General features: G+C 60.2%; 23 protein-coding genes and 2 tRNA genes. 3 read left to right on the forward strand and 22 right to left on the reverse strand.

The window, feature by feature from the left end; translation table 11 throughout:
- Position 1: 1 nt before the first annotated feature.
- Entirely contained in the window at positions 2-1,618 is a 1,617-nt protein-coding gene (locus N7650_RS21260; RefSeq protein WP_009400261.1) for an ABC transporter ATP-binding protein, read from the forward strand.
- Between the two features lie 13 nt (positions 1,619-1,631).
- The gene (gene fabI, locus N7650_RS21265; RefSeq protein ID WP_009400262.1) at positions 1,632-2,426 is read left to right on the forward strand and encodes an enoyl-ACP reductase FabI; all 795 of its coding nucleotides are present in this window, start codon (positions 1,632-1,634) and stop codon (positions 2,424-2,426) included.
- 242 nt (positions 2,427-2,668) lie between these two features.
- Here fabI and N7650_RS21270 read toward each other — a convergent pair whose 3' ends face one another.
- The 7 genes from N7650_RS21270 to N7650_RS21300 all read right to left on the reverse strand — a co-directional run bounded on the left by N7650_RS21270 (position 2,669) and on the right by N7650_RS21300 (position 11,659).
- On the reverse strand, positions 2,669-4,540 hold the full coding sequence (locus tag N7650_RS21270) for a SurA N-terminal domain-containing protein (RefSeq protein ID WP_279899885.1): 1,872 nt from the start codon (positions 4,538-4,540) through the stop codon (positions 2,669-2,671).
- A 192-nt stretch (positions 4,541-4,732) separates the two neighbouring features.
- Positions 4,733-5,005, reverse strand: a complete 273-nt coding sequence (locus N7650_RS21275; RefSeq protein ID WP_009400264.1) for an HU family DNA-binding protein — start codon at positions 5,003-5,005, stop codon at positions 4,733-4,735.
- Positions 5,006-5,143: 138 nt separating this feature from the next.
- Complete coding sequence (gene lon / locus N7650_RS21280; protein ID WP_009400265.1) at positions 5,144-7,540, reverse strand: endopeptidase La; 2,397 nt, start codon at positions 7,538-7,540, stop codon at positions 5,144-5,146.
- A 149-nt stretch (positions 7,541-7,689) separates the two neighbouring features.
- Positions 7,690-8,973 (reverse strand): ATP-dependent Clp protease ATP-binding subunit ClpX, encoded by a 1,284-nt coding sequence (gene clpX / locus N7650_RS21285; protein WP_009400267.1) that lies wholly within the window; start codon positions 8,971-8,973, stop codon positions 7,690-7,692.
- A 108-nt stretch (positions 8,974-9,081) separates the two neighbouring features.
- Entirely contained in the window at positions 9,082-9,723 is a 642-nt protein-coding gene (clpP, locus tag N7650_RS21290) for an ATP-dependent Clp endopeptidase proteolytic subunit ClpP (RefSeq protein ID WP_009400269.1), read from the reverse strand.
- Between the two features lie 91 nt (positions 9,724-9,814).
- Positions 9,815-11,128 carry a trigger factor gene (gene tig, locus N7650_RS21295; protein ID WP_037060524.1) on the reverse strand — a complete coding sequence of 438 codons (1,314 nt, stop codon included), beginning with the start codon at positions 11,126-11,128 and terminating at the stop codon, positions 9,815-9,817.
- 225 nt (positions 11,129-11,353) lie between these two features.
- A complete protein-coding gene (locus N7650_RS21300; RefSeq protein WP_279899890.1) occupies positions 11,354-11,659 on the reverse strand; it encodes a DUF6388 family protein in 306 nt (101 codons plus the stop codon).
- Positions 11,660-11,938: 279 nt separating this feature from the next.
- On the opposite strand from N7650_RS21300, the gene N7650_RS21305 reads away from it, so the two are divergent.
- Positions 11,939-12,331 carry a hypothetical protein gene (locus N7650_RS21305; protein ID WP_279899892.1) on the forward strand — a complete coding sequence of 131 codons (393 nt, stop codon included), beginning with the start codon at positions 11,939-11,941 and terminating at the stop codon, positions 12,329-12,331.
- 106 nt (positions 12,332-12,437) lie between these two features.
- Here the strand turns inward: N7650_RS21305 and N7650_RS21310 are convergent.
- The 15 genes from N7650_RS21310 to N7650_RS21380 form a co-directional block, all read right to left on the reverse strand.
- A tRNA-His gene (locus N7650_RS21310) sits at positions 12,438-12,513 on the reverse strand.
- Positions 12,514-12,580: 67 nt separating this feature from the next.
- Positions 12,581-12,684, reverse strand: a tRNA-Leu gene (locus N7650_RS21315).
- A gap of 118 nt (positions 12,685-12,802) precedes the next feature.
- The gene (locus tag N7650_RS21320; RefSeq protein ID WP_279899894.1) at positions 12,803-13,039 is read right to left on the reverse strand and encodes a hypothetical protein; all 237 of its coding nucleotides are present in this window, start codon (positions 13,037-13,039) and stop codon (positions 12,803-12,805) included.
- Complete coding sequence (locus tag N7650_RS21325) at positions 13,036-13,329, reverse strand: hypothetical protein (protein WP_080604724.1); 294 nt, start codon at positions 13,327-13,329, stop codon at positions 13,036-13,038. The genes N7650_RS21320 and N7650_RS21325 overlap by 4 nt, the downstream gene beginning before the upstream one ends.
- A gap of 82 nt (positions 13,330-13,411) precedes the next feature.
- The gene (locus N7650_RS21330; protein ID WP_279899895.1) at positions 13,412-13,753 is read right to left on the reverse strand and encodes a hypothetical protein; all 342 of its coding nucleotides are present in this window, start codon (positions 13,751-13,753) and stop codon (positions 13,412-13,414) included.
- Positions 13,750-14,112: a hypothetical protein gene (locus tag N7650_RS21335; RefSeq protein WP_279899896.1), complete on the reverse strand. Its 363-nt coding sequence runs from the start codon at positions 14,110-14,112 to the stop codon at positions 13,750-13,752. Before N7650_RS21335 ends, N7650_RS21330 begins: the two co-directional genes overlap by 4 nt.
- Positions 14,109-14,540 carry a lysozyme gene (locus N7650_RS21340; protein ID WP_279899897.1) on the reverse strand — a complete coding sequence of 144 codons (432 nt, stop codon included), beginning with the start codon at positions 14,538-14,540 and terminating at the stop codon, positions 14,109-14,111. The genes N7650_RS21335 and N7650_RS21340 overlap by 4 nt, the downstream gene beginning before the upstream one ends.
- Positions 14,541-14,596: 56 nt before the next feature.
- Positions 14,597-15,193, reverse strand: coding sequence for a tail fiber assembly protein (locus N7650_RS21345; protein ID WP_279899898.1), 597 nt, complete (start codon positions 15,191-15,193; stop codon positions 14,597-14,599).
- Positions 15,193-15,966: a phage tail protein gene (locus N7650_RS21350; protein WP_279899899.1), complete on the reverse strand. Its 774-nt coding sequence runs from the start codon at positions 15,964-15,966 to the stop codon at positions 15,193-15,195. Before N7650_RS21350 ends, N7650_RS21345 begins: the two co-directional genes overlap by 1 nt.
- 9 nt (positions 15,967-15,975) lie before the next feature.
- Positions 15,976-16,827: a hypothetical protein gene (locus N7650_RS21355; RefSeq protein WP_009394020.1), complete on the reverse strand. Its 852-nt coding sequence runs from the start codon at positions 16,825-16,827 to the stop codon at positions 15,976-15,978.
- On the reverse strand, positions 16,827-17,132 hold the full coding sequence (locus tag N7650_RS21360) for a hypothetical protein (RefSeq protein WP_009394022.1): 306 nt from the start codon (positions 17,130-17,132) through the stop codon (positions 16,827-16,829). Before N7650_RS21360 ends, N7650_RS21355 begins: the two co-directional genes overlap by 1 nt.
- On the reverse strand, positions 17,129-20,974 hold the full coding sequence (locus N7650_RS21365) for a phage tail protein (protein ID WP_279899900.1): 3,846 nt from the start codon (positions 20,972-20,974) through the stop codon (positions 17,129-17,131). The genes N7650_RS21360 and N7650_RS21365 overlap by 4 nt, the downstream gene beginning before the upstream one ends.
- 55 nt (positions 20,975-21,029) lie before the next feature.
- Positions 21,030-21,617: a tail assembly protein gene (locus N7650_RS21370; protein ID WP_279899901.1), complete on the reverse strand. Its 588-nt coding sequence runs from the start codon at positions 21,615-21,617 to the stop codon at positions 21,030-21,032.
- A gap of 49 nt (positions 21,618-21,666) precedes the next feature.
- A complete protein-coding gene (locus N7650_RS21375; RefSeq protein ID WP_279899903.1) occupies positions 21,667-22,110 on the reverse strand; it encodes a hypothetical protein in 444 nt (147 codons plus the stop codon).
- Positions 22,111-22,121: 11 nt separating this feature from the next.
- On the reverse strand, positions 22,122-22,463 hold the full coding sequence (locus tag N7650_RS21380; RefSeq protein ID WP_279899904.1) for a hypothetical protein: 342 nt from the start codon (positions 22,461-22,463) through the stop codon (positions 22,122-22,124).
- Positions 22,464-22,498 lie beyond the last annotated feature (35 nt).

Raw genomic sequence — 22,498 nt, forward strand, 5'->3', positions numbered from 1 at the left:
GATGAACAAGGACACCTTGATCGAAGTGCGCGACCTTGCCGTCGAATTCGTCAGCGGTGCGCAACAGCAGCGTGTGGTCGAAAACGTCAGCTTCGATATACGCCGCGGCGAGACCCTGGCCCTGGTCGGTGAAAGTGGCTCCGGCAAATCGGTCACCGCCCACTCCATCCTGCGCCTGCTCCCCTACCCGCTGGCGCAGCACCCGGCCGGGAGCATCCGCTACGAAAACCAGGACCTCCTGCACCTGGACGAGAAGAAGATGCGCCATATCCGTGGCAACCGCATCGCCATGATCTTCCAGGAGCCGATGACGTCGCTGAACCCGCTGCACAGCATCGAGAAGCAGATCAACGAAGTGCTGATGCTGCACAAGGGCCTGCGCGGCAAGGAAGCCACCGCACGGACCCTGGAGCTGCTGGAACTGGTGGGCATTCCCGACCCGGTCAAGCGCCTCAAGGCTCTGCCCCATGAGCTCTCGGGCGGCCAGCGGCAGCGAGTGATGATCGCCATGGCCCTGGCCAACGAGCCGGAGCTGCTGATCGCCGACGAACCGACCACCGCGCTGGACGTTACCGTCCAGTTGAAGATCCTTGAATTGCTCAAGAACCTGCAGGCCAGGCTGGGCATGGCGCTGTTACTGATCAGTCACGATCTGAACCTGGTGAAAAGAATTGCGCACCGCGTATGTGTCATGCAGCGCGGTTGCATCGTCGAACAGGCGTCGTGTGAAGAATTGTTCCGCGCTCCGCAGCATCCGTACACGAAAATGCTGCTCGGCGCCGAGCCCAGCGGCGGGCCGGCCGGCAACCCGGAAGGCGCGCCGTTGCTGGAAGTCGAAGACCTGCGGGTGTGGTTCCCGATCAAGAAAGGCTTGCTGCGCCGCACCGTGGACCATGTCAAGGCGGTGGACGGCATCAACTTCAGCCTGCCTCAGGGCCAGACCCTGGGCATCGTCGGTGAAAGTGGCTCGGGCAAGTCAACGCTGGGCCTGGCCATCCTGCGGCTGATTGGCAGCCAGGGCGTAATCCGCTTCGAGAACCAGCGACTGGACGGCATGAGCCAGCAGCAGGTCCGACCGCTGCGACGCGAGATGCAGGTGGTGTTCCAGGACCCCTTCGGCAGCCTCAGCCCGCGCATGTGCGTGAGCGACATCGTCGGAGAGGGCCTGCGCATTCATCGGATAGGCACGGAGGCGGAACAGGAACAAGCCATCATGGAGGCGCTCAGGGAAGTAGGTCTGGACCCGGAAACCCGGCACCGCTACCCTCACGAGTTTTCCGGAGGCCAACGACAACGGATTGCCATTGCCCGGGCACTGGTATTGAAACCGGCGCTGATCCTGCTGGACGAGCCCACTTCGGCGCTCGACCGCACCGTTCAGCGCCAGGTGGTGGAACTGCTGCGCGCGCTGCAGACCAAGTACAACCTGACCTACCTGTTCATCAGCCATGACCTGGCGGTGGTCAAGGCGCTGAGTCACCAGTTGATGGTGGTCAAGCAAGGCCAGGTGGTCGAGCAAGGTCCGGCCGCGCAGATTTTCGCCGCACCACAACATTCGTATACACAGCAGCTGCTGGAGGCCGCTTTCCTGGCTCCCACGGCTGTCGATATAACCTGAAGAGGAACAACACATGGGTTTTCTCGCCGGTAAGCGCGTACTGATCGTCGGTGTCGCCAGCAAACTGTCCATCGCATCCGGCATCGCTGCCGCCATGCATCGCGAGGGTGCAGAACTTGCCTTCACCTACCAGAACGAAAAGCTCAAGGGCCGCGTCGAAGAATTCGCCGCTGGCTGGGGCTCCAACCCTGAGCTGTGCTTCCCTTGCGACGTTGCCAACGATGACGACATCGCCAAGGTCTTCGAGGCGCTGGGTAAGAAGTGGGACGGCCTGGACTGCATCGTGCACTCCGTAGGCTTCGCCCCGGGCGACCAGCTCGATGGCGACTTCACCGAAGTGACCACCCGCGAAGGTTTCCGCATCGCCCACGACATCAGCGCCTACAGCTTCGTGGCCCTGGCCAAGGCCGGCCGTGAAATGATGAAAGGCCGCAACGGCAGCCTGCTGACCCTGTCCTACCTGGGCGCCGAGCGCACCATGCCGAACTACAACGTCATGGGCATGGCCAAGGCCAGCCTGGAAGCCGGCGTTCGCTACCTGGCCGGCAGCCTCGGCCCGGAAGGCACCCGCGTCAACGCCATCTCCGCCGGTCCGATTCGCACCCTGGCTGCTTCCGGCATCAAGAGCTTCCGCAAGATGCTCGCCGCCAACGAAGCCCAGACCCCGCTGCGCCGCAACGTCACCATCGAAGAAGTCGGCAACGCCGGCGCCTTCCTCTGCTCCGACCTGGCGTCGGGTGTCAGCGGTGAAATCATGTACGTGGACGGTGGCTTCAATACCACCGCCATGGGTGATATCTCGGAGTAAGTCTTCGGGAAACGAGGAAAGGCCGCTGATGCGGCCTTTTCTTTTGCCTGGTGTTTTTGTTGTTGCTTTTGAGGGCCTCATCGCTGGCAAGCCAGCTCCCACAGGTACTGCACAGATCTCAAGCTTTGTGCTGAACCTGTGGGAGCTGGCTTGCCAGCGATGAGGCCAGTACAGACAAAGCTGGTTCAAGGAGCAATGAAAAAGGCCGCTCGCGCGGCCTTCTTCATTACAGAGGGGAGAACTCAGTAGCGAGTGATCTCCGCCTTGGCTTCCAGTTGCTTGCGGTAGGCGGCGAAATCCTGCTGGCCGGCGCGGGAGGCCAGATAACGGCGATACTCGCCCTTCTCCTGCTCACTGGCCGCGCTGCCCTCGTTCACACCATTCAGGCGCAGGACGACGACGCTGCCATCAGCCAGGGTAACCGTGGAGTACACCGGCTTGTCCTTGGCTTCAGGCTTGCTCATGCGGAACAGCGCCTGCAGCTCGGTCGGATGTATGCCTTCCTGCATACGGGTCACGGCTTCCTGGACCTTCCAGGCCTGGCCGTCCTGTACGGGTGCATAGGCGACCTTGCCATCACGCAGCCCGGCTACCAGTGCATCGGTTTTGCTCTTCACGGCAGCGGTGGCCTGTTCCTGGGCCAGGTGGTCGCGGATAGGACCGGCAACGGCTTCCAGAGGCAGTTGCGCCGGCTTGCGATGCTCCTTGGCGCGTACAACCACTACAGTCTCCGGGTCCAGCTCGATAGCCGAGCTGTTGGATCCCTCGTCCAGCACTTCAGGGCTGAACGCCGCCTGGATCACCTGCCGGTTGGCGGTGATGCCATCACCGCCTTCACGACCGAACGGCGCGGAGGTCTGCACCTTCAGGCCGAGGTCCTGGGCAGGCTGGGCCAGGTCCGACGCTTCGAACGCCGAATCTTCCAGCTGCTTGGTCGCTTCCACGAAGCGCTGCTCGACCTGCTGGGTCTTCAGCTCACGGGTGAGCTTGTCCTTCAGGCTGGCGAACGTGGGAACCTCAGGCGCCTGCACGCCCAGCAGCTTGATCAGGTGGAAGCCGAACTCGGTGCGCACAGGAGCGGACACCTGGTCCTTGTTCAGCGCATACAGCGCGTCTTCAAAGGCCTGGTCATAAACACCCTTGCCGGCGAAACCAAGGTCACCGCCATTGCTGGCCGAGCCCGGATCCTGGGAGAACTCCTTGGCCAGCGCGGCAAAGTCTTCACCCTTGGCCAGACGCTGCTGGATTTCCTCGATGCGGGCCTTGGCCTGGGCTTCGTCCTGCTTGTCGTTGACCTCGACCAGGATATGCGCAGCATGGCGCTGCTCGGCGAGGTTGGCGATTTCCTTCTGGTACAGCGCCTGCAGTGCATCCTCGTCGACCTTGACCTGATCGAAGAACGCGGCCTTCTTGAGCTCGATGTAGTCGATCACGACCTGATCGGGGCTCATGAACTCCTTGGCATGCTGCTCGTAATGAGCCTTGACCTGTTCATCGGTAACATTGACGGACGCAGGGTCCGCCTTGAAGGTCAGCGAGGCGAAGTCACGGGTCTGCTTTTCCAGGCGAGCGAAGGCGTCAACCTGTGCATCGGTGACGAAACCGCTGCCAGCCAGACCGGCGCGCAGCTGGCCGATCAGCATTTCCTGGGCCAGCATTTCACGGAACTGCATACGGCCATAGCCCAACTGGCGAATGACCTGGTCGAAACGTTCGGCGCTGAACTTGCCGTCCACCTGGAACTCGGGCGTCTGTAGGATCACCTGATCCAGAGCGGCCTCGGAGAAGGAGAACTTGGCATCACGTGCGCCCTGCAGCAGCAGTTGGCGCTCGATCAGGCCCTTCAAGGCTGCTTCGCGCAGCATCTTGTCGTCCAGCAGGGAGGGGTCGAAGTCCTTGCCCAGCCGTTGCATCAGTTGTCGACGTTGCGTGTCGACGGCCTGACTCAACTCGTTCTGGCTGATGGTATCGCCATTGACCTTGGCAGCATCCTGGTTGTGGCTGACTGCCTGGAAGATGGCATCGAAGCCGGTCAGTGCCATCAGTACCACGATGACACCAATGATGGTCTTGGCAATCCAACCTTGTGAATTGTCCCTGATATTTTGCAGCATGCGTCCCCCAGAAACGGCTGTGGCGGCTGCACAACCGCGGAGCGTGGGTAGAATCCTGATAGAAGAAAGGCGCATCCGGGGATGCGCCTTCTCGTAACGGGCGGAGCAGACGAATTCGTAATTCTTTCCGCCCCACCGGCGGGCGCGGTTGCGGGAACCGGCCCGACCAGGCTGAAGCCTGAAAAGGGCGACTTAGTTGACCGCGTCCTTCAGCGCCTTGCCAGCCTTGAAGCCAGGCTTCTTGGCGGCAGGGATTTCCAGCGTCTTGCCAGTTTGCGGGTTGCGGCCTGTACGAGCAGGACGGTCGGTGACCGAGAAGGTACCGAAACCTACCAGAACCACGGAGTCACCGGCCTTCAGGGCACCAGTGATGGATTCGATGACTGCGTCCAGCGCACGGCCGGCAGCAGCTTTTGGAATATCAGCATTTGCAGCGATAGCGTCAATCAGTTCCGACTTGTTCACTCTAAGTCCCCTTATTTCTATTTGAGTTTATTTCTAACTATGTAAATTGAATCAACGCCGAGTGCCCCGTGACACTTGAGTGCCTTTTAATGGCAAGGACCTGGAAAACAGTCGGACGGGGCGCCCAGCTAAATACTTTCAATGCGTACTGATTCGTTCCTTGGAATCAACGTCGCGTTTTTCATCCTTGGCAACGATCTCGGGAGCCACATCCGGCAAGGGCTCCGGGGCGTATTGCAGCGCAATTTGGAGGACTTCGTCAATCCATTTAACCGGCTTAATCTGAAGATCCTGCTTAATATTGTCAGGAATCTCTTTCAGATCACGCACGTTTTCTTCCGGAATGATCACCGTCTTGATTCCACCACGGTGCGCGGCCAGCAATTTTTCCTTCAGGCCACCGATCGCCAGCACCTGCCCACGCAGGGTGATCTCGCCGGTCATCGCCACATCGGCACGCACCGGGATTTGCGTCAACGCAGAAACCAGCGCGGTGCACATGCCGATACCGGCACTAGGACCATCCTTGGGCGTAGCCCCTTCCGGCATGTGAATGTGAGTATCGCGCTTCTCATGGAAATCGGCCGGGATGCCAAGGCTTTGCGCACGGCTGCGCACCACGGTCTGCGCCGCTGTAATGGATTCGACCATGACATCGCCGAGGGAACCGGTCTTGATCAACTGCCCCTTGCCCGGAATGACCGCCGCCTCGATGGTCAGCAATTCGCCGCCCACTTGGGTCCAGGCCAGACCAGTGACCTGACCCACCTGGTCCTGCTGCTCGGCCAGGCCGTAGCGGAATTTGCGCACACCGAGGAAATGCTCCAGCTGGTCGCTACCCACCTTGACCTGAGCCTGCTTCTGGCCCGTGTACTCCTTGACCACCTTGCGGCAGACCTTGGCGATCTGCCGCTCCAGGCCACGCACACCGGCTTCACGGGTGTAATAGCGGATGATGTCGCGAATGGTTGCGACCTCAACGTCCAGCTCACCCTTCTTCAGACCATTGGCCTTGATCTGCTTCGGCAGCAGGTACTTGACCGCGATATTGATCTTCTCGTCCTCGGTGTAGCCCGGCAGACGAATGACTTCCATCCGGTCCAGCAGCGCTGGCGGGATGTTCATCGAGTTGGAGGTGCAGAGGAACATCACATCGGACAGGTCGTAATCGACCTCCAGGTAGTGATCATTGAAGTTGTGGTTCTGCTCCGGATCCAGCACCTCGAGCAGCGCCGAAGCCGGGTCACCGCGCATGTCGCTGCCCATCTTGTCGATCTCGTCGAGCAGGAACAGCGGGTTGCGCACGCCCACCTTGGTCATTTTCTGGATCAGGCGGCCGGGCATGGAACCGATATAGGTACGTCGGTGGCCACGGATCTCGGCCTCGTCACGCACACCGCCGAGCGCCATGCGCACGAACTTGCGATTGGTGGCGCTGGCGATGGACTCGGCCAGCGACGTCTTGCCCACGCCAGGCGGGCCGACCAGGCACAGTACCGGGCCGCGGATCTTCTTGACGCGCTTCTGCACTGCGAGGTACTCGAGGATGCGTTCCTTGACCTCTTCCAGGCCATAGTGGTCGGCATCGAGGATTTCCTCGGCCTTGGCCAGGTCGAGGCGTACCTTGCTCTGCGCCTTCCACGGTACCTGCACCAGCCAATCGAGGTACGAGCGCACAACGGTGGCCTCCGCCGACATCGGCGACATCTGCTTGAGCTTGTTCAGCTCGGCCTGGGCCTTGGCATAGGCATCCTTGGGCAGGCCGGCAGCCTCGAGACGCTTTTTCAGTTCCTCGACTTCGTTATGCCCCTCGTCGCCATCGCCGAGCTCCTTCTGAATGGCCTTCATCTGCTCGTTCAGGTAGTACTCGCGCTGGCTGCGCTCCATCTGCTTCTTGACCCGTCCGCGAATGCGCTTCTCGACCTGCAGCAGGTCGATTTCCGCATCCAGCAGGGCCAGTACATGCTCGACGCGTGCGGCCAGATCGATGATCTCGAGGATTTCCTGCTTCTGCTCGATCTTCAGGGCCATGTGCGCAGCCATGGTATCCACCAGGCGCCCAGGCTCATCGATGCTGTTGAGGGACGACAGGACCTCGGCAGGCACCTTCTTGCCCAATTGCACGTATTGCTCGAACTGGGACAGCAGGCTGCGCACGAACACTTCGGACTCGCGATCAGCCGCTTCGGTTTCCTCGATCAGGGCGACTTCGGCCCGAATGTGGCCTTCGACCTCGACGAAGCGCTCGACCGCACCGCGCTGCTCTCCTTCGACCAGCACCTTGACGGTGCCATCGGGCAATTTCAGCAACTGGAGGACGGTAGCGATGGTGCCGACCCGATACAGGGCGTCTTCGCCTGGATCGTCGTCAGCGGGATTCTTCTGAGCCAGCAAAAGGATTTGCTTCTCACCGGTCATCGCAGCTTCGAGGGCTTCGATGGACTTTTCACGCCCCACGAACAGCGGGATGACCATGTGCGGGTAAACAACGACATCGCGCAATGGCAAAAGAGGCAAGTCGAGGGTTGTCTTCATGATTTCGCCTCTACAGCGGCCCTGTGGCCGTAATCCGATGGAAATTTGAGCTTGGACTTAATGTGGGGGCAGCCCCGGAAAAAAACAAGCTCTGCGACAGGAAAAGCAAAGGGGCCCGTAGGCCCCTTGCTGGTTTCGCTGCCCAAGACTCAGGCGTCTGGTGCCGCCTTGGCTGGCGGCTCGCTGTTCTCGTAGATGAGCAGCGGCTGGGAAGTGCCATCGATGACGCTCTCGTCGATCACCACCTTGCTGACATCCTTCTGCGAAGGAATTTCATACATGGTGTCGAGCAGGATGCCTTCGAGGATGGAACGCAGGCCACGGGCGCCAGTCTTGCGCTCGAGGGCCTTGCGGGCCACGGACTTCAGCGCATCACTGCGGAACTCCAGGTCCACGCCTTCCATTTCGAACAGCTTGCCATATTGCTTGGTCAAGGCATTCTTCGGCTCGGTGAGGATCTGCATCAACGCAGCTTCATCCAGTTCGTCGAGGGTCGCCAGAACCGGCAGGCGCCCGACGAACTCGGGAATCAGGCCAAACTTGACCAGATCGTCCGGCTCGACCTCACGCAGCGATTCGCCAACCTTCTTGCCCTCCTCCTTGCTCCGGACTTCGGCGCCAAAGCCGATGCCGCCGCGGGTGGAACGCTGCTGGATGACTTTCTCCAGGCCGGAGAACGCACCGCCACAGATGAACAGGATGTTGCGTGTATCGACCTGCAGGAACTCCTGCTGGGGATGCTTGCGGCCACCTTGCGGCGGTACCGAGGCAACGGTGCCCTCGATCAGCTTCAACAGCGCCTGCTGCACGCCTTCGCCCGAAACATCGCGAGTGATCGACGGGTTGTCCGACTTGCGCGAAATCTTGTCGATTTCGTCGATGTAGACAATGCCCATCTGGGCCTTCTCGACATCGTAGTCGCACTTCTGCAGCAGCTTCTGAATGATGTTCTCGACGTCTTCGCCCACGTAGCCGGCTTCGGTCAACGTCGTGGCGTCGGCAATGGTGAACGGTACGTTGAGCAGGCGAGCGAGGGTTTCGGCGAGCAGCGTCTTGCCCGAGCCGGTAGGCCCGATCAGCAGGATGTTGCTCTTGCCAAGTTCGACTTCGTCGCCTTTCTTGTCGCGTTGATTCAGGCGCTTGTAGTGGTTGTACACCGCTACGGCCAGAACCTTTTTCGCGCGCTCCTGGCCAATGACATATTGGTCAAGGATGGCGCTGATTTCTTTCGGCGAAGGCAATTTATGCGCGCTGCTCTCGGCCTGGGCTTCCTGCACCTCCTCACGGATGATGTCATTGCACAGGTCGACGCACTCGTCGCAGATAAATACCGAGGGGCCGGCAATCAACTTGCGCACTTCATGCTGGCTTTTGCCGCAGAAGGAGCAATAGAGCAATTTGCCGTTGTCCTCGCCGTTACGGGTGTCAGTCATTCGATCGATCCAATCCGGTAGGCTTGCAACACAAGATGAAGGCAATTGCGGGCTTTTTCAAGTCCGCAGGCAGGCGCTTTCCGCGTCTGCCCGCTCTGGCACCCAGGATCAGGACGCCAGTTGCCGCTTGTCGTATACCGAGTCGATCAGGCCGTACTCGGCCGCGCGCTGGGCGCTCATGAAGTTGTCACGTTCGGTATCGCGCTTGATGGTTTCGAGATCCTGGCCAGTATGGTGTGCCAGCAGCTCGTTCAGGCGCGACTTGATGTTGAGGATCTCCTGGGCATGGATCTCGATATCGGTTGCCTGGCCCTGGAAGCCGCCCAACGGCTGGTGAATCATCACCCGCGAATTGGGCAGGCAGTGACGCTTGCCAGCGGCACCGGCAGCGAGCAGGAACGCACCCATGCTGCAGGCCTGGCCGATGCAGATGGTGGAAACGTCCGGCTTGATGAACTGCATGGTGTCGTAGATCGACATGCCGGCAGTTACCGAACCGCCCGGGGAGTTGATGTACAGATGGATATCCTTGTCCGGGTTTTCCGCTTCAAGGAACAGCAGTTGCGCCACTACCAGGTTGGCCATGTAGTCTTCTACCGGCCCGACCAGGAAGATCACGCGCTCCTTCAACAGGCGCGAGTAGATGTCGTAGGCGCGTTCGCCACGGGCGGACTGCTCGATAACCATCGGGACCAGGCCACCGGCGGCCTGGATGTCAGAGCTCTGCTGAATATAAGAATTGCGGGACATGTCCTGCACTCACTCCCAAATAGTCATGGCTTGAATACGCACAAGCCAGCGCGAAGGCTGGCTTGTGGGGTTTTCCTACGAAGAGAGGAAATCACTCAGCGGCGGCAGGTGCCTGTGCTGGTTTGACGGCTTCTTCGTACGAGACCGATTTGTCGGTCACAGTCGCTTTCTGCAGGACAGTATCTACAACTTGCTCTTCCAGCACAACCGAGCGAACTTCGTTCAGTTGCTGGTCGTTCTTGTAGTACCAGGCCACGACCTGTTCTGGTTCCTGGTAGGCCGAAGCCATTTCCTGGATCAGTTCGCGAACACGGGCTTCGTCAGGCTTCAGCTCGTTCTGCTTGACCACCTCGGCGACGATCAGGCCCAGCACGACGCGGCGCTTGGCTTGCTCTTCGAACAGCTCGGCCGGCAGTTGCTCAGGCTTGATGTTGCCGCCGAATTGCTGAACGGCCTGGACGCGCAGACGGTTCACTTCGTTTTCCAGCAGGGCTTTCGGCACTTCGATCGGGTTGGCAGCCAGCAGGCCGTCCATTACCTGGTTCTTGACCTTGGTCTTGATCGCCTGGCGCAGCTCGCGCTCCATGTTCTTGCGAACTTCGGTGCGGAAGCCGTCAATGCCGGTTTCCTTGATGCCGAACTGGGCGAAGAACTCTTCGTTCAGCTCAGGCAGTTTCGGCTCGGAAACGCTGTTGACGGTAACGGTGAACTCGGCAGCCTTGCCGGCCAGGTCCAGGTTCTGGTAGTCCTCGGGGAAGGTCAGGGTCAGGACACGCTCTTCACCCGCCTTGGCGCCGACCAGGCCTTCTTCAAAGCCAGGGATCATGCGACCGGAGCCCAGGACCAGCTGGGTGCCCTTGGCAGAACCGCCAGCGAAGGCTTCGCCGTCGATCTTGCCAACGAAATCGATGTTCAACTGGTCTTCGTTCTGGGCAGCGCGATCAGCGACCTCGAAACGGGTGTTCTGCTTGCGCAGCACTTCCAGCATGTTATCCAGGTCGGCGTCGCTGACTTCAGCGCTCAGGCGCTCGACGGCGATCGATTCGAAACCGGAAACGGTGAACTCGGGGAACACTTCGAAGATGGCGACGTATTCCAGGTCCTTGCCTTTTTCGAACGACTTTGGCTCGACGGCAGGCGCGCCGGCCGGGTTCAGCTTCTGCTCGACGACGGCTTCGTAGAAGGAAGCCTGGACCAGATCACCGAACGCTTCCTGACGGGCAGCGTCTTCGTAACGCTGACGGATCACGCTCATAGGCACCTTGCCAGGACGGAAGCCTGGAACCTTGGCGCGACGGGCAGTCTGTTGCAGACGCTTGTTGACTTCGGTCTCGACGCGCTCTGCCGGAACGGCGATGGTCATACGACGCTCGAGAGCGGAAGTATTTTCAACAGAAACTTGCATGAATATTCCTCGTTGCACAGACGTTAGCCGGCGATACCCGACTCCAGAATCAAGGGCAAGCATTCTAGTAGCTCAAACACCAGAAGTCACCCTGTTCGACCCGGAGACGGACAGCATCGGCTCTCAATATTTTTCATAAAAGCCCGGGCGGCGCCAGCGCAGCACTGCAACCTGCGAGACAGAGCCGTCGCACACCCGAAAAAGCAATCGACAAGCCATCCGCCATCAACCGGAGAGACCGTCGATCTCGTTGAAGTCGCAGTACTCTTCCCAGCTCATGCCCAGTGCCTCGGCCACCTCGCGATGAACCTCCAGGCGCATGACCTGCAGCTCCTCGGGCGACTCCGCGACAAGTCGCAGCGTCAACTCCCAGGGTTCGATACCCTGCTCCTGCGCCTCATCCTCGAACGCCCACTGGATCTGCTGCCGCTGCTCGACATCGCTCAACACGGCAATTTCCGACAGCAACTGCGGGTTGGCCTGGGCGAAACGCTCCAGCGCAACCGCCTGGCGGGATTCTTTAGCAATCATTTTTCATTACCTGTTCGCCAGGGCACTGGCATCGGATCAAGCCACTGAAACTTATCAGCTTTCACTGGAACGTTGCCAGCCATCCGGCGTCTGATATTGACTGAGCCGCTGCGAACAATTCCGTCAGCAAAAAAGGAATTATCCTACGAGCGGCATGGAACTTCGTTTGCAAAGCTGTGTTCGGCACCGCTAACCTAGCGCCCCGCACCTAGCCAACGCGTTTCATTTACATTAACGCCACTCAGGCATGAAGAGCGAAACTGCAAGGACGTACCTGTGTTGAAAAAACTCCTGATCGTCAGCGCCTGGCCCTTTCACTGCTCACTAGCCCTCGCCATCCCTCTTCATGCCTCGTTCGACCCAGGCGCACAGTACGCCATCGTCGAAATCAGCGGCGCACCGGAAAGACTCTCGGTGATCACCCAGCGTACAGGCATCAGCGGAACCAGTTACTCCGCACGTCAATTCAATTGTGTCACGCGCACTGTTCGCTTCATGGGTTCCGCAACATCACTTCAGGACCTGGCCAGCGCCCGACCGGATGATGAGGAAACGCCGATCTTCAAAGGCTCGCTTTCACGCGATATCAGCGATGTCGCTTGCGACAGCACCTCACCGACACCGACCAACCCCGCCCACCAGCAAGCAGAACTGAACGCGAGCACCCACTGAACACGACTTCAACGGCAGGGCATTAGCACATCGCATCCAAGACACACAACCCGCCGAATGAAAACGAAAAAGGCGCCTGGTTATTCACCAGGCGCCTTTCAAAATATGGGGTGGACGAAGGGAATCGAACCCTCGACCACAGGAATCACAATCCTGCGCTCTACCAACTGAGCTACGCCCACCATATTGCATGCGCTTCTCAGCGCGTGTTGCCGGCCTTCCCGCTTCGTGCGACGGGAAAAGCTTGAATGGTGCGGACGAAGAGACTCGAACTCTTACAGCTTGCGCCGCTGGAACCTAAATCATGCTGGTCAACCTGAAAGCCAGCTAAATCAATAGGTTAGGACGCCCGCAACCGTCACACCTGTTCAAAACGTGCCGCATTGTGTCACATGTTTCGAAACGTGCAACACATTATTTTCACACCCCCCTTTCGGTATCCCGCCGATCAGCCATCCGTCCTGGATGGCCTCACCCTCTCCCATCGAACAACCCAACCCACTCAGCTTCTTCATGCTCCACCAGCGCCCACAGGCGCCCGGCCTCTGCAAGTTCGAGCATATCCGCCAACTGCCAGTCCGTGATCTCGCGCCGTCGGTGGGCGGCTATAGCCATTGCGGCAAGTGTCGCGGCTCGCCCGTCCGGATCCGTGATCAGTTCAAACCTGTCCATCAGCTCTGCAACCCAGGCAGCAGGAAGCTCGGTCATGGCAGCCTGCACCACCATGACTGCGCGTATAGGACGCCATCTACTTCCTCCAGGCCGCTGATGTTCAGCCCGAGCTGCGCCATGCCGTTCACCCTGGCATCCAGGAGGCGAGGTATTTCGTCATTCCCTGGCGATGAACAATGAATCCAGGCCTCGACGCTGCAGCGACCAAGCGCCTGGCTTTGGCACTCATGTATATGCACATCAGCGAGAAGAGGCTTGGCCCTTTTCAATTCGGCCGGGGAAAGCGCGGCGCCTAGATGGCGGCGACGAACAATGAGGAATTGCATGGCGCACCAATACTGTATATGGGTACAGTATTTCACCATTCGACCACAGAGCGACGCCAGTACCGCCCGGCGGGCTATGCTTCTACCGGCATGCCGAGACGGCCGCCTTCAGCTGCCTCTCGTAGCCGATCCGCTGCCTGCGCTCCGCCAGCAGCGCCCTAACCTTCACCTCAAGGTTGTCGGCCTTGCGTAAACCGGCAGCAGCCCATACCGGCACCGCCACCTCTGGCGCCCGACACGGTACCTGTACCGGCACCTCGACGCGCACGTACTGCACCTGCGGCTCAGTGCGGCTTGCGCACCCGGCTATAGCCAGGACACCCACCATCCCGCTCCCACAGGCAAGGCCACGGATTACCTGGCTTGCAGCCTGAAAGACGCCCATTTCGCTCCTGCAGGAGCGCCAGTTGCCGACCAGCCTCATAAGCCCAGCTCCTTGTCGATGATCGAGGAAGCGGCGGCACACTGCTCGCCCCCGATGCTCTCTTGCTGCAGCCGGTTCGCCGCGGCGTAGTCGAGTTCCGCACTGACCTTGGCTTCTCTCACTGCCTGTTCGGCGGCAGCCTGACGTTCGTTTGCGGCCAGGGCCAGGTCGCCCAGGGCCTTGCCCTGCTCCGCAGCCAGGCCGGCGAGGTTGTCCCGGGCAGATTTGCAAGTGGTCGCCTGCTCCTGCTCGGCGTCGAGCAGCGGGCGGAAGTGGCCGGTTGTGGCCCAGCTGCCGACGGCCATGCCGAGAAGGATCAGTAGGCCGGCGGCGGTCAGGCGCAGCGCCCAAGCACTCATGCCGCCCCCAGGAACAGATCGCGCTCCGCGGCGCGGCGACGTACCAGACCCGCGAGAACCTTGCCGCCAGCCTTGTTCCAACGCGGGAACTGATCGGCCGCGCCTGCATAGTCCCCCGCGTTCAACAGGCGCCGGAGCGTCGAAGACTCCAGGTTTGCCGCACCCAGGTTGTAGGTGAAGCAGACCAGGGCATCCCACTGGTTCTGGTTCAGTTTTGCAGTGACCAGGCGCTGCACTTCCGGCTCGAAGCGCTGGACGTCGTTCAGCAGCATCCGCTCGGCCTGGTCCTTGGTGATCGTCATGCCGGGCTTCACGCCCCGGGTCGCGCCGTAGCCGATCGTCCAGACGCCGACCGAGTCTTGGTACGCCTGCAGGCGCAGGCCCTCGAATGACTTGATCAAGTTCAAGCCGCGTTGCGATGTACGCATGGTTTTCTCCAGGCAAAAAAATACCGCCAGGCGGCGGTCGTTGGGTTCTGTGCGGATCAGGCCGGCGGCACGGGCCAGTCGATGCTGTCCGGGTACCCGGGCTGTTCAGGCAGCCGGTTGAGCGCGACGCGGTAGCGCTTCCACTCTTTCAATAGCGCAGCTTCGGCCTCAGTGGCTTCGTCGAGATCAACAGCGTCCTGGAGCGGAGCGATCGCGCTGTCTGCCGCCGCGCGGCGCGATGCGCTGTCGGCGACTATGGCGGCCAGGTGGCGCGCAGCTTCTGCCTCTGCCTTCATCTCTGCGGTGACCATGCGCGACCAGTCAATCACACCCGGCACCGAAGATGCGTACACCTGAGCTGTAGTGCCGGGCAGAAGAATTTGGCCGTCGGGCGGGTTTACGATGTCACGCGGGAAGCGAGCCGACTCGGGAGCGTCGGCGGCGTGTGGAAGGAGTATCGTCACATGCACGCCCTCAGCAGTTTTTTCGATGTCGCCGAAGATCCATGGGCAGTCGGCGGCGCCTGCAGGCAGCGTTGCGCCGGCCGGCAGATTGGCGAGGTCGAACTTCACTCCGTTGATGGTCAGGGCGTCGCCGGCTCGGGTCACGCTCAACTGATCATCACGCCGCTGAGGACTGAACTTGATGCGCATTATTTCCACCTCCCTTGAGCCACATAGCAAATATCGATTGTCGCTGTCGTCGACCTCGAGATCTGGCTTGCGATGTAGACGCCTGGCCAGCTCGACTGATTTGAAAGGCCCGCAGGCACAGTAAAACACTCGAACTCACCGGTTGCAGTGATACTGATCGTGGGTATTGCCGAGAACGGCGCTGGGTAAGGGAGCGCTGCTTCGATAGCACTGAAGAACAGCGAGCCGGACGCGGCGTTCATGGTCTTCGGTACGCGCCGCGTGCTCCAGCACGTCAGCGAGCCGTCGAGATACTTCGTGTAGCTGCCGCTGGAGTTTTCTCCGCGCTCGATAATCGCGCCGGCGGCGACTGTACCGATAACATCAGCCACGGCAGCGCTCTTGAGGCCGAGACCTGCCCGACCTGCGGCGGCCGTTGCTCCGCCGGTCCCCCCCATCGCAACAGGGACGATATCCTGGCTTGCAACATCTCCAAGGCCGGCAAGCGTCGCGCCCCATTGATCGACGATCTGGCGTAGCCGGTCTGCGGACTCTTTAACGTATCCCTCCATTGGGGCCAGCGCATAGCTTCCAGCCGTGACTGTCGCTCCCTGGTAGGCCGGCAGAATCGAAAGCACCAAATCACTGGCAATATTCACAACCTCATACCAGCGGCCATCTGGCCCCAGGAACGCGTCGCCAACTCGGCTATTCGCGGAGAAGTTAGTATTAGTACCAGTTACGGTGGTTTGGCCAGAAGCAATTGCAACTGTGCCTGTTTTATACCAAGGCATAGAAGTTCCTTAGTTCAATGGAAAGGGAAGACCGGATGTCCTGATAACAAGTGCGCGAGGAAGGAGCGCAGGAACAGCGCGCCAATAGTTTATCGGTGAGCTACCGACCGATGTTCTTGTTGTTGCCGCCGCAACAGTGAAGATAAATCGGACCCCGCCTACGTAGCCGCCGGCACCCTCTTGGCACCCATACTCTAAGCCGCCGTACCCAGCTGCGGAGCCGTTGCATAAAGCAGACCTGGTGAATGTGATCGACGCCGCTAGCTCGCCACCAGTGACCGGCACATCTACGCACGACTTCATCTGGTTGTACGTTGCGCCACCGTTATTTCCGATCATCTGGTTGTAGCCGCCGGCATATGCGGTGTATCTGACATCGTTGGCAAATATCGCGCCGGGCGGAGGAGCCTCTACAGAGGCAATGATGTTCAACGGCGCCTGGGCGGAGTTGAACGTGAGCTCCCATGGGTTCTCCTTGAAGCACTTCAACCCATTGATTGGCCCGTCATCAGACATCAAGTCGAAGACATACGCTTTCGTTGAAGTTGAAGCCCCAACGAAAAGCAATGTCTTTTGCCCATCAACCAGCATCTCCCCGCACGGACTGCCGTCCCCCACAAGGAACGCTATGGGTGAAGACCACTTGCTTAGCGAGATTCCATATATGGGCTCCCGAGGAGCAGTGTCATCCGCCCAATTGGCACCGTTATTTGGGTCGAGGTTTGCACTGCGTAGATACTTTTGCGGCCAATTGCCGACGAACTGTAAGTATCCGCTCTTTCTCAGCCCATATGAAATCAGATCCGTATCAAACAATAGCTGCTGGTCCTGCTGTCTATATGCAACAAACTTTCCAGGCATCAGTAGTACCCGTAGTAGATGCGACAGTTAGCCGAAAAGTAGCCCCAGCCACTTGTGCTGTAGGAATACGCCCATGACATGGTGTTTCCCGAAATGCTTACGCCTGGCCGCTTGCCTTTCTCCCGATTCAGATCGACCAGCGGCACGACCATGTAGAACCGCTGTCGGCCTGCCGGTACCGGCGGCAACGTGGCGCTTCCATTTGCCGCAGCGGTCACGATGCTTCCCTGCATCTGACTGATCAGGACCGTCATGTCGGTCACGACCTGGCCGCTCTCCGCGAAAGCAAGAAAACCGGTACTCATATACCGATCCCCATCTTCGTTGCCGGATTACCGCTGTTGTAGTAGGTGTTGACTTGGCCGTTGGTGATCAACGTCGAGCCGTTGGCATCCTGCCCCCGTATCACGACCCTGCCGGTTTTGAAGTTCAACTCAAGCAACGGCATTCCTTGCGAATCCTTCGACTCTGACACGATCGACATGCCGGCCACGATCTGCTGAATGAACGCTGTATTGATGATCGCTGTGTTGATGAAGACCTGGCCGCCCTGCACAACGAACGGCAACACCATCTGCCCACTGGATTCATCGACGATCGCGAAGCGCTGAGCGAAAGCCAGGATCTCAGACGTATCGCCATCGACGCCGACCGACAAGCCAGCCATCACCTTCCGACCGCCAACGATGGTTTGCGCCTTGATGGTTGTCTGCGCGCGCACCCGGCCATCCAAGCCGACCACGGCTTCACTGACCTGCTGCACTGACGATCGAGTGTCGCCGAGCGATGCTTCCAGGGTCTCGGACTTCCTCGCCAAGGCTTCGTCTGCACTGGCGAGCGTGCGCACCTCGGTCGCGAATTTGGCTTTTGTCTGCCAAGCGTCGAGTGCGCCGTTCAAGTCGCCCTCCCCGCTGTCATCGCGTCCAGCGGTGTACACTGCCTCGACTGATGTCGCGAGCGATGCAACAGCTTTGTCAGTGTTGGAAAGCGACTCGCTGACCTGCTGGATATGCGACGTGTTGCCATCAACCTCGGTTTTCAACTGATCGATACGGCTTGCACTCGCCTGCTCGTTCGTCGCAACAACTTGCTCGAGCGAGGTGATGCCAGCCTTGTTCCCGGCGACCTCGGCATCGAGCGACGTCAGGCGTGCGACAACAGCTTCGTTCTGCGACGCCCGCGTGCGGACTTCGTCTGCGAACCGAGCCTTGCTCTGCCAGCCGTCGAGTGCGTCGTTCAGGTCGCCCTCCCCGGTGTCGTCACGCCATGCGGCCTGTAGAGCAGTCAACTGGCTAGCTGATGCGGTGACCCGGCCGTCGAGTTCCTCGATAGCGGCGGTGTGGGTTTGAATCTGCAGCGCCATGGCGTCAACCGTCTCGGCGATAGAGCCAACATCCACCCAGTAGGCAGGGTCCGGCGGAGCGGCGCCGGCAGGTACCGCCGCACGGGCCTGGAACAGCCGCGGCCCAACGCGCACAACGTCGCCGATGGCGTAGGCCTTGGACTCGTCGTACGCCAGCGCATCGGTCAGTTCGTCGATTCGCTCGTAGAGCTCTTGCTTCGCCTCCTCCAAGCGTTCATTGACCGAGCCAGGCCCGTCGCCAGAGATCTTTTCGATCTCCTCGCGCAGCGACTGGTACAGCGCGCTCGCGCCGATCTGGCCCCGGAAATACTCCTCGTATTCAGCTTGGTTGCTACTGGACTGGCCGTTGACGCCAACCCCGGCGGGATACCACGGGCCAATGTTGCCGGAGCGGTCGATCAAGCGCGCCCAGTAGAAGAAGGACGCGCCTGGAACTAGGCCGTGCAGCTCATGCTCAGCTTGCGGATATGCGTAGTCGCCCAGCTTGATCGCGTCGTCACGGCTCGTAGTCTGGCTCTGCCAGATCTCTGTCCGCTGCGTGTCCTCGGCGCCGGCGGGGAAGCCCCAGGCCAGGCGAGTGCCATAGACCAGAGGAGTGGTTTGCAGGAACGCCACTGCCGGTGGCAGGCCTTCCTTGCCCTTGAGATCGGTTAGAACAGAGCTGCGCCAGGTCGAAGTGATGTCGAAGCCGCTCACAGAACGTACTCGGGCCAGGTATGCGCCTGCGTAGATCCCGACCACGTCCACGCTGGTGGTGCCGGTGCGCTGCAGGCGGATCCAGTTCCCGTTGTCCTTGCGCCACTCAACGTCGTACGCGACGGCGCCCTCGACCGCGGGCCAGGCGATCGTCATGGTGCTGACAGCGATACCCTGGTCAACCGCGTAGCCGGACGACAGGCTCACGCTCGCCGGTGGTGGCACAGTGGTCACTGGAATGACGCTGATTGGGCGCTCGTCCAGCTTCGCGCCGGTGTCGATAGCAGCGAACTTGCTGGGGTTGAACTCCAGCGCAGTGAACTCGTACTCGCCTTCCGTGGTGCGGGTGCGCTTCAACACACGGAACAGCTGGACGGCCAGATCCTCGTAGTCGATCGCCCACTGAAGCTGCGGCTCGGGCTGGAGCGCGTATGCAACAGTCACCGTTACGGCGCGACCCGCCACGGCCTCGACGGTGCGGCCCTGGGCCGTGCCATTTGGCAGGTTCACGATCAGCCGGTCGCCGGGCTTGATGGGCGTATCGCGGTCGAGCGTCACGGTGCGCCCGGCGACGGCCGAGATCCTGCCGCCGTTCGGCCTTCCGGCGACGAGCTCGTCGGCAACCGGAATGACGTACCCCGGCAGCACGTTCGCGCCTTCCATCCCGGTCTTGAAGGTGACGGTGCGGTCCTGGTTGTTGCTCAGCAGCGCCCACTTCCCGCGGCGCTGGGCCTCGCTGGCCCGGGTGCAGCCGATCGCGGATAGCTCGATTGGCCGATCCCGGTACCGGCGCTGCAGCGCCAGGTCGGTAACAGGAATGACGTCGGTGTCGTAGTTGTTCGCCGGGTTGTCGTAGCTGACCAGGGCACGACTGTAGTGCGTGCCGCGCTCGGCGCCGCCGTACACGAAGTCACCGTCGATGACGTTCGCGCGCGTGAAGACATAGTCGATGTCCTGCGCCCGGGGCATGTCAGCGTGCAAGAACAGTGCGCCCTGGGCCCAGTACACCATCCCGCGGTAGATTGCGGACAGGTCGCGCAACAGCGTCCAGGCCTCGGCCTTGCCCTGCAGGTTCAGATCGCAGAGGTAGCGAGGCTCCATGCCGCCGACGCCGTCGGGCACCAACTGGTCGCAATACTGGGCGATGCGGTACATCTCCCACTTGTCCACCATCCAAGACTGGATGCGCTTGCCCAGGCCGAAACGGTCTTCTACGCAGATCCCGTAGGTCGCCCATACCGGATTATTGGTCCAGGCCTGCTTGAACGTGCCGTCCCAGATCCCCGTGTAGGTCCGGGTCTCAGGATCGTAGTTGCTCGGCACCGGCCAGCGCCGTGCTTTGCAATCGACAGTGACGGACGGGATGTTCTGGAACTGCTGGGCATCGAACTCGATGTAGAGCAGCGCCGTGTTCGGATAGCGCAGCTTCTGGTCGATGATCTCGGTGTAGCCGGCGATCATCATCGTGTCTGCGACGCGGTCGCTGCCGCTGTTCGGCGTGAGGCGGCGAACGCGAAGCAGCCAGCCCGAGGTCGCCGCCGGCAGGTCAACACGCACAGAGCGCTGGTAACCGTTGGTGGTCTTGCCGGCCACAGCGCCAGGCTGGGCCTCAACATAGGGACCGCCGTCGGTGGCCACGTCAATCGCGTAGTCGATACGGTAACCGTTGGTGTTGCCGGCATTGTCTTGGCTGGCAAGACGCGGCCAAGAGAATCGCAGGCGCACGGCGGAGAGCTGGGTGTTGCTCAGCGAGCGCACGAACGGGTTGTCGCTGCGCAGTTCGACGTTGGTGGTCGTCTCGCTTTCGATCGCAGGGATACCCTGGATGTAGTCCTGCTCCACGGATCCGCGACGCCACTCCCACTTCACCCCGGGGAAATTGACGTTGCCGCTGGCATCCATGATCGGGGTGTTGTCCAGGTAGATATCCCGGTCCGTCGGCGTGCCCTCGAACTCACCCTCACCCACCGCAATCAGGATCTTGGCGATGTTGGTGGACCGCAGGCTGTCGGGTGCCTCTACCGGGGTTTTCGGCTTGCTTTCGCCGCCTTTGGCGCCGGTAATATCGGGGGAAAGTGCTGCGCCCATGTTTCCTCCAGGCAATAAAAAACCGCCCGGAGGCGGTTGGTTCAGAGCATTCGTGTCAGGTTTTGTCTTCGGCGTAGATGGAGGCCGAAATGATCGCCCCGCCCCACCGGCGCTTGCCGATACAGATCGGAACCGGGTTTCCACTGGCGGTGGTGTTCTTCGCGCTGCCGAAGGCGTAGCTCGGCAGGTTCTCCGGGGCGGCACTTTGGGAGAGGCCCTTGGCTTGGGGGCTGAGCATCTGGATGACGCCGCCTGCGGTTAAGGCGATACCTGGGGCCAAAGTCGCACCGTTCGTGAAAGGGCTCAGCACGATCAGAACAGCTCCGATGATTGTCTGTAGCAATCCGGCGCGCTTGCTGCCATGTACAATCGGCACGAACCGCAATTCAGTTGCGCCTTTACGGTCGATCTCGTCCTCGCCAATATTCCTACCGTTTTTGAAAACGGCGAACCGTAACCCTCGCTCATTTGCTCTCGCAAGCTCTCTTGCGAAACCTGGATGGTTAACATCCATAGCCTTAACGGCCTCACGGACGGAACCCCTGTCGAGGAAGAGTCTGTGCTCCTTCCCAAACAAGCGCCTGAGAAAACCACAAAGAACGATTACCGTTGGGGCTGGCATTACTCCAAGCGCTGCTGACATTTAAGAATCTCCAGAAACAAAAAACCGCCCTAAGGCGGTATGGATTACTTCAAAGTGACGTGGGTCGTAGGTCGAGACCGCTACTTGTGTCGCCGGATATCCTGAACCTCTGCGCCTCTCCTTGTTTAAGGTCAGCAGACGATTCCTTGATGGATTGGCCGATCTCCAGCCCACAAAGGCCCTTTCCCATGGGGTCGCCTGACATGCCCAGAATGTGCCGACCCTCGGTAACTCGGAAGGTCACAGTCTCACCGGTTGCGAGTCGAGCGGCGAGCTTGCCATCAATCAAGACTCCGACATAGCAGCCACCGCCGGCGATCCACCCCGTGTCTCGGGTGACAGTTATGGAGGAACTCGCATTATCAGGCGATAGATAGGTGATGCGGTCACTGGGCACCGCTTTGGCCTTGCCTGCCGAAATAGGCGAAGTCGTACACCCCGCCAGCAGCGTCAGAACGACAATAGTAATTGCTGATTTCACATAAGTTGGCATGCAACTACCCCCTAGCTTTTGGCAGCGCTGCGGGCTTTCAAACAGTTGGAAAACCAACTGTTCTCAAAATCTGTAGCTGCCTTCTCCTTGTACTCAGGAGAGCCATAAGCGGGCGAGTCGTACGCCTGCTCAATCATCAAGGCCCCCAAATCATTCGTAGCTTCGTCCGAAGACTTAGCTTGCATCAGTTTCGACATCGCCACACCATTTTGACGAGATGTCATAACCGAGTTAGCCAGCTTAGATATTCCACCACAGAACTCCAACGTCTCCTGCGAAGGTCTCGCAGCAAAAGATACCGTCGACACTAACGACATTGCGAGAATTGACCCGACCGCCAACGAATTACGCATTCCTTAACCCTCCATGTAGGCGAGGGCAATCTAAC

The organism is Pseudomonas sp. GD04058, from assembly GCF_029836855.1.
In the GTDB taxonomy this organism is placed as follows: Bacteria; Pseudomonadota; Gammaproteobacteria; order Pseudomonadales; family Pseudomonadaceae; genus Aquipseudomonas; species Aquipseudomonas bharatica.